Origin of the sequence: uncultured Thiodictyon sp. (assembly GCF_903828115.1) — a bacterium.
GTDB lineage: Bacteria > Pseudomonadota > Gammaproteobacteria > Chromatiales > Chromatiaceae > Thiodictyon.
Window position 1 is genome coordinate 1 of record NZ_CAIKKU010000889.1, and the last position, 6,218, is coordinate 6,218.

General features: G+C 60.0%; 4 protein-coding genes. 3 read left to right on the top strand and 1 reads right to left on the bottom strand.

All coding sequences use genetic code 11. The features are described 5' to 3' along the window. Positions 1–310: 310 nt before the first annotated feature. The 3 genes from QZY48_RS33680 (at position 311) to QZY48_RS33690 (ending at position 5,359) form a co-directional block, all read left to right on the top strand. Positions 311–3,418 carry a fibronectin type III domain-containing protein gene (locus tag QZY48_RS33680; RefSeq protein WP_295439009.1) on the top strand — a complete coding sequence of 1,036 codons (3,108 nt, stop codon included), beginning with the start codon at positions 311–313 and terminating at the stop codon, positions 3,416–3,418. 372 nt (positions 3,419–3,790) lie between these two features. Beyond that, on the top strand, positions 3,791–4,888 hold the full coding sequence (locus tag QZY48_RS33685; RefSeq protein WP_295439012.1) for a hypothetical protein: 1,098 nt from the start codon (positions 3,791–3,793) through the stop codon (positions 4,886–4,888). Between the two features lie 222 nt (positions 4,889–5,110). Then, positions 5,111–5,359 carry a hypothetical protein gene (locus QZY48_RS33690; protein WP_295439014.1) on the top strand — a complete coding sequence of 83 codons (249 nt, stop codon included), beginning with the start codon at positions 5,111–5,113 and terminating at the stop codon, positions 5,357–5,359. 50 nt (positions 5,360–5,409) lie between these two features. On the opposite strand, the gene QZY48_RS33695 is transcribed toward QZY48_RS33690, so the two are convergent. After that, positions 5,410–5,958 (bottom strand): Smr/MutS family protein, encoded by a 549-nt coding sequence (locus QZY48_RS33695; protein WP_295439016.1) that lies wholly within the window; start codon positions 5,956–5,958, stop codon positions 5,410–5,412. Positions 5,959–6,218: the final 260 nt, after the last annotated feature.

The following is a 6,218-nucleotide window of genomic DNA, read 5'->3' on the forward strand; positions in this document are numbered from 1 at the left end:
CGGCGCCGTCTTCCTATCCACCCGCATTGTTACCAAGCGACGGGCCGGCCTGACCTCTCCGGTCGCGCTGTGCCGGGGCCCATCCCTGACCCCCACAGACGGGCCTTGGCCCGTCGCTCTGGCGCAACCGCTGCGCGTCCTGCCCACCGGGCTGCTACCGCCGGTCGGCTCAGGTTTTTTGTCCTTCTCCCCCCCCCCCCCCGCTAAGGTACTATCGCCGTTGGCAGCACGCGTCGCCCGCGCCGCAAGGAAACCCCCGGGCACCGCGTTGCTGAACCCCTTATTCAACCGATAATCCGGAAGGCAAGCGATGAAGACGACCATGACGGGCGCGGGACTGCTGGCGGGGGCGCTGCTGCCGGGCGGCGGTGCGGCCCAGGCGGCGCTGCTCGACGACAGGGCGGGTGGTGTGGACTTGGTCTACCACAACGACCAGGGTACGGCGGGACGGACCTGGCCGCAGAACGCTAACCTGGCCAACGCGGTGGACTTTGACAACAAGGGCGTCCAGCACTGCGGCTGCGCGGTGCGCTCCGGCCAAGTCGCCGCCGCCCCGCTTCCCGTGACTGGCTTGCGGAAGGCACTGGGCCTGCCGACGCTCGATGCGACCCGACGCGGGCGGCGATCCGGTTTCGGGTGGTTGAACTTCCTCTCCGTTAATAGTAACAATTCCCACCAACGCAACTTGCTCACCATGCTGAGTGCGCTGGTTTTGTCGGTTTGTTTCGGATCGTCCGCCTGGGCATTTAAGACGGGTATCCATGATGAGATTACCCGCCAAGTCTTGTCGGGCAAAGGGTTCGACGAGACCTCGGCCGATGAAGTCGCGGACTCAAGCTTCTATACCGACACTGCCGAATTGTTCGTTTCGGCTGCCCATGTCGATAATGGGCTACTCGGCGACGGTTCGGAACGACTCAGAGCGAAACGGGACGCGGTCGTCGCGTCGCTGCGAAGCTGCAAGCGCAGAGCCGCACTTGACGATTTGGGCGCCGCTGTTCATACCGTGCAGGATGTGTTTGCGCACTCCAATGCGGTTGAAATAAACGCAAGTGTCGATCCGATGAACATGATTAATGTTCCGTTCGCGGTTGACTCTGCGATACCCAAGACGTCCCCCTATTTCTGCGATTCCAAGGACGGATTTAAATCAAATGAGCTCACCTCCGGCTTTTTTTCCCTATCCCGTTGGCCTTTAAGCGAATGCGGGGACATTAAGGATGGCTGGTGTTGTCACGATGTTCTGAATAAGGATAATGCCAGCGTTTCTAACGGGGCGCGGTATCCTGAAGCGCGCCGCCGTGCGGTGGAGTGGACCGGCCAATATTTGGCCTTGGTGGAAGCGCAAATCAGAAAAGATAGCGACGTGCAATCCGCCGATTATCTAATGAACATGCTCAAGAACAAGCAGCGGAAAGCATACTTCGTCATCGACGACACGGGCAGCATGGATGAGGATATCGATGGGGTGAAGCGGAATGTGAAAGATTTGGTAAATGGATTTGTCGCCAAGGGGGAAGCGCCCACGCTGGGGCTTGTCAGCTTCAAGGACAGCGTGAATGACCGCGGGGAATTTTGCGATGTCAGTCAGTTCAAGGAAGTACTCGATTCATTATCGGCTGACGGCGGAGGCGATTGCCCCGAGTCATCGAATCTCGCCATGCTGCAATCCTTGTATCATTTTAGCGCGGATTTTCGCGGGGACGTGAGCTTGGCGGGTGGGAGTCTGTATCTGGCCACTGACGCATCAGCGGGTGATGCGTACCTCGGTCCCCAGGTGGCAAATCAAGCGCGTTTTAGAGGAGTAGCGATTTCTGCGATTTTGACCGGCGATTGCGAAGCCGAAGCGGCTTCGCGTGCGACCGCGGTGGCGGAGGGCAGTACTTGGTCGAGGGTGTCGGAAAATGAGTCCGGCTCCCGTCAGAGTCTTCGCGCAGCCGAGGCAGCAGTGGCTTCATCGGACCCACTGACCTCTACCTCAGCGCGGACGCAACTGCGCGCTATCACCCAGGAAACCGGTGGCGTTTTGTTCCAAGTCGAGCGAGCGGAGGTCGACGAGGTCGTCCCGACCTTGATGGCAATGGACGCTCCCGATGCCGTCACCTTGTTGAGCCGTCGTTTCGCCTTGGCCGGAGCCAAGAATCTGGAATTGCCGGTGGACGAAACCCTGGAGACACTCACGGTGATGGTCAGTATGACCCATGCCGGAACCTTGCCAAACGTCGGTATTACTCGCCCGGATGGAACAGCCGTTGTTGCGGGGGACACGGATTTGCGTCTGATGTCGCTAGGCTCTGTCGTCGCCTACACCCTTTCGGAGCCTCAGGACGGCACCTGGCGAATCGCATTGAATGGGACGGGTAGCTATGCCGTGCGGGTCTATGGGAATTCAAACTTAGCGCTGAACCAGCTTCGCATGATCGACCTCAACGCCCCCACGCCGTCGCCGGATGTGGATTTTGTTCTGCTTGACGGGCAGCCTGTTGCAGGTGATCCGGTGACCGCCGACTTGCGTTTCACGCAAAGTCCACTGGTGGATAGGGTGAAGCTTCTCGCGTGGGATGGCCGGCTTATCGCGGATATCGTACCCGAAACCGCTGATAGCCGGTATTTCCGGATTCGTTTCACTGCACCGTCAGAGTCGTTCATTGTGCATGCGACGGGCCTGAGCCCAGGCGGCAAGCCCTTTGTCCGTGAAATCTCGGTACCCGTATCTCCCCAACCAGTCGGCGTGACTGTGTCACCGGGCGAGAGTGAGGTCGAAGCTGGCAAGCCTGCCCGCCTGGAGGCAACCATCAGGAATGCTTCCGCAATAGCGGCGACGTACCGGTTGAGCCTCGTTTCTGAGTTAGGTTGGGCAGCACAACTGCCAGCGGACGTGACGGTGCCGGAAGGCGCAAGCGTCACCGTACCAGTCAGCGTCACTCCCACCGCAGGAACCCCCGAGGGTACTCGTCAAAGCGTGATGATTCTGGTTGAGGATGTCGCCAACCCTGGCACCCGCAACACCGACTACGCAACCGTGAAGGTGTTGACGCAGGCACCTGGTGCTCCGACGATAACGAGCGTGACGGGAGGAAATCGGCAAATCTCAGTGGCCTTTGTGGCGGGCGGGGGCGGAGCGGCAGTAACTTATACGGCAACCTGTACGTCCAGCAACGGGGGGGCCTCAGGTTCCGTGACGGGGGGGCTGTCACCCCTTATTGTGACTGGTTTAACGAATGGTACCAGCTATGCCTGCACGGTGACGGCAGTGAATAGTTCGGGATCGAGCAGCCCCTCCTCCGCTAGTGGGGTGGTATACCTTGCAATCGAAGAACCAGTTAGCGTACCAACGCTTTCGGAGTGGGGGCTGATTGTGTTGATGATGTCACTGCTGGCTTCCGTGTTCTTGGATATCAGGAACCGGAGTGCTTAGGAAGGTACAGGCACATCCGCGCCTTAATCCGGGCAAGATGGTGACGGGGGGTCCACTCCCTCCCCGGTAGTGGATAGGGAGTAAATCACGCCGTCACCAAGCGTGTACGCTGTTATCGGGAGGTAGGTACGACTGCACTGATACCGGGCTTAATTCTCGTTCCGGCCAGACCTGTCAGGTCTAATCTTCAACCAAGTGGCCGGAACGATGATTAAGGCCCTGGTACGTGCACACCAGGCAACAAGGCAGACGGCGTACTGGTAGTTCTTTGCCGCTGCTGAGGATTGCTTCAGCCTATGTGACTGACTGTCGACGAAGAGACACCACCGCGCACGCTTACACCCGTGGTTTGTTTGAAGAGGCTTTACCTTGATGCTGAATTGTCCCAATGACATATCGATCACTGAACCCTTGGTCTGCCTCGCCCGCGACCGTTTGCTCGGTTTCCTGAGTTCAGCCATGAGAACTAGTTGCCGGAAGATTGTTGGCGGAACCTGCGGATTAGTTGCCGGCGAGTATTTTTTTTGCTTGCTGCTGTTTATTTTCGGGGTTCTTTCGGTGAATCCAAAGGCTTTTGCCGCCGATAAGGTCGAAATTTCTCGAGAGGAAATTGTCGATATCGCGATGGACAGATGGAGCCCTGGAGTCAATGTCAATCAAGTGTATTTCGACCACGACAACCGGTTGCGTTGGAACGATAGCCAAGTTCATCGCATACCCAGCGGTGAATGCGACCGCGGTGGTGCCGGGCGGTATAACGCGGCGGGGAGTAGCTTGCCTCGACGTGTATTGCTTGCCAACCCCAGAGTCGACCTGCGGACCTGTCCCGGCAGCCGGATGCTGCTTGGTATGAACGACACCGGTGAGGTTGTCTGGCACTATCAATTGACTGATGATTCAGTATATGTGGTTGGCGCCACTGAAGAGGCGATTGTCACCAGCGATTTGGCCGCCCGCTCGCCGGCAACGGGAGAGGTCATCGCAGCAGTCGTGGGAAGTGCGACTCGCCCCGACGGCACGGCTGTTTCGCGCTATCGCTTTTATCATGGGGCAATCTATCGCCAAAAACAGCGGGACTTTATCCTCTTTGTTCCCGAAAAACACAAGCTGCTTGGCGCGGCGGGCTTGCACCGGCTGGAACCGCGCTCAGGTCGGCACGAACTTGTTCTGCAAGACCAGGCCTGCGGGCCGTTCTGGTTAGCGAATGTTGAGGTTGACGCGATGCGCGTCGAGCCGTCCGGGCGCTACCTTTTTCTCCAGCGTAGATGTCAAGGCCGAGGTTATCTGTCTTGGGATGCGTTGAGCGTTGTCGATATCGATTCGCGGGCTATAGTTTTCGAGGAACGATTTGAAAACGAACGCATTGTCTCCTTAGCGTGCGCCGGCAATGGTGATGTGGGCATCGCCGTTGTGATGTCGGGTGACGACCCAAAGGTGCGGTTGTTGCGTTACCGGATCACCGTGCCGTAGCGAAGTAGACCGGATAGCGTCGGCATTCCATGGGATCAGGATTTTTCACAGCGTAAGCTGGGGCTGACGTAATCCGCGACATTCGTCGTTGAGCTTCGTGCACCGGTTCGGGGCGGTACTGATCCGCCACGTTCATTCCCACTGCTGCGTTCTCGTCGGGGTGTTTGAGGGCGCCCCCAACGGTCAGATTCAGTTGCGACCCGCCGCCGCCCTGACCCCGAGGTGCTCGCGGCCATCGCGGCACGGGCGTGTCGGCGGGTGCTGCGGTGGTTCGCCCGCAGCGAGCGCTTGGAGGCCGCGGACGCCAAGGACAGTCTGCGTTCGGAACACGGCGTTTTTTCGCTTGATGCCGCGGTGCGGATTGGCGACGACGACTGCGCCGGGCTCTGCCCATCCTACGGGGCTTCGATTAAGATTAACGACAACGACAACGACAACGACAACGATTACGGTACAACAACTATTTCCTAATGGAATTTTTTTATTAGGCCAGTGTTGACACGCGACGGCCGGGGCCAGGATCAAGGCCCCTGCCGCCGCCCCTTGTGGGGATTGCGCAGCAGGACATAGACGGCGCCGGTGCCGCCGTCGCGGCGGGTGGCGGAGCAGAAGGCCAGGACCTCCAGGTGCAGGCGCAGCCAGTAGTTGACCTTTTGCTTCAAGACCGGTTGCCGCTCGGACGAGCGGATGCCCTTGCCGTGGATGATGCGGGCGCAGCGGACCCGGCGGTGACCGCACTCGGTCAGGAACTCGGCCAGGACGCGGCGGGCGACCTCGACGGTGAGACCGTGCAGGTCGACCTCCAGCCCGACCTCGATGGCGCCGCGCCGCAGGTCGGCCAGCACACGCTGCTGGAGCCCGGGGCGGGTGAAGAGCAGGAATTCGTGGGTCTCGACCTCGGACTCGGACAGGGTGGTGCCGCCGTCCTCGGGCAGCGTCGGCGGGCGCGGACGCGGGATGGGGGGCGGGCGCCGGCGGTAGGGCTCGGGGTCTTGGGGCGCCAGCGGTTGGGCGTCCTGGACCTCGGTGCGGAAGAGCTCGAGATCGGCCGGGTCGGTGTGTTTGTTCATGGGGACCTGTGCCTTGCCGCGGGCTTGGCGCGGAGTATAACCGCGCCCCCGTCCGCAACGTTTCGTCCTGTGCCCGCGGGTGCGATCAGAACTGATGTCTTCACGCATATTTCGTAGGGTACGCGTCGCGTACCCGCCAAACTGCCACGACCGCCGGAGCCGGGCACGCGATGCGTACCCTACAGTTACCGGACGTTCTCACGGACCGGGCGTCGTTGTCGTTGTCGTTGTCGTAATCGTGGTCGGATTATTCGACAACG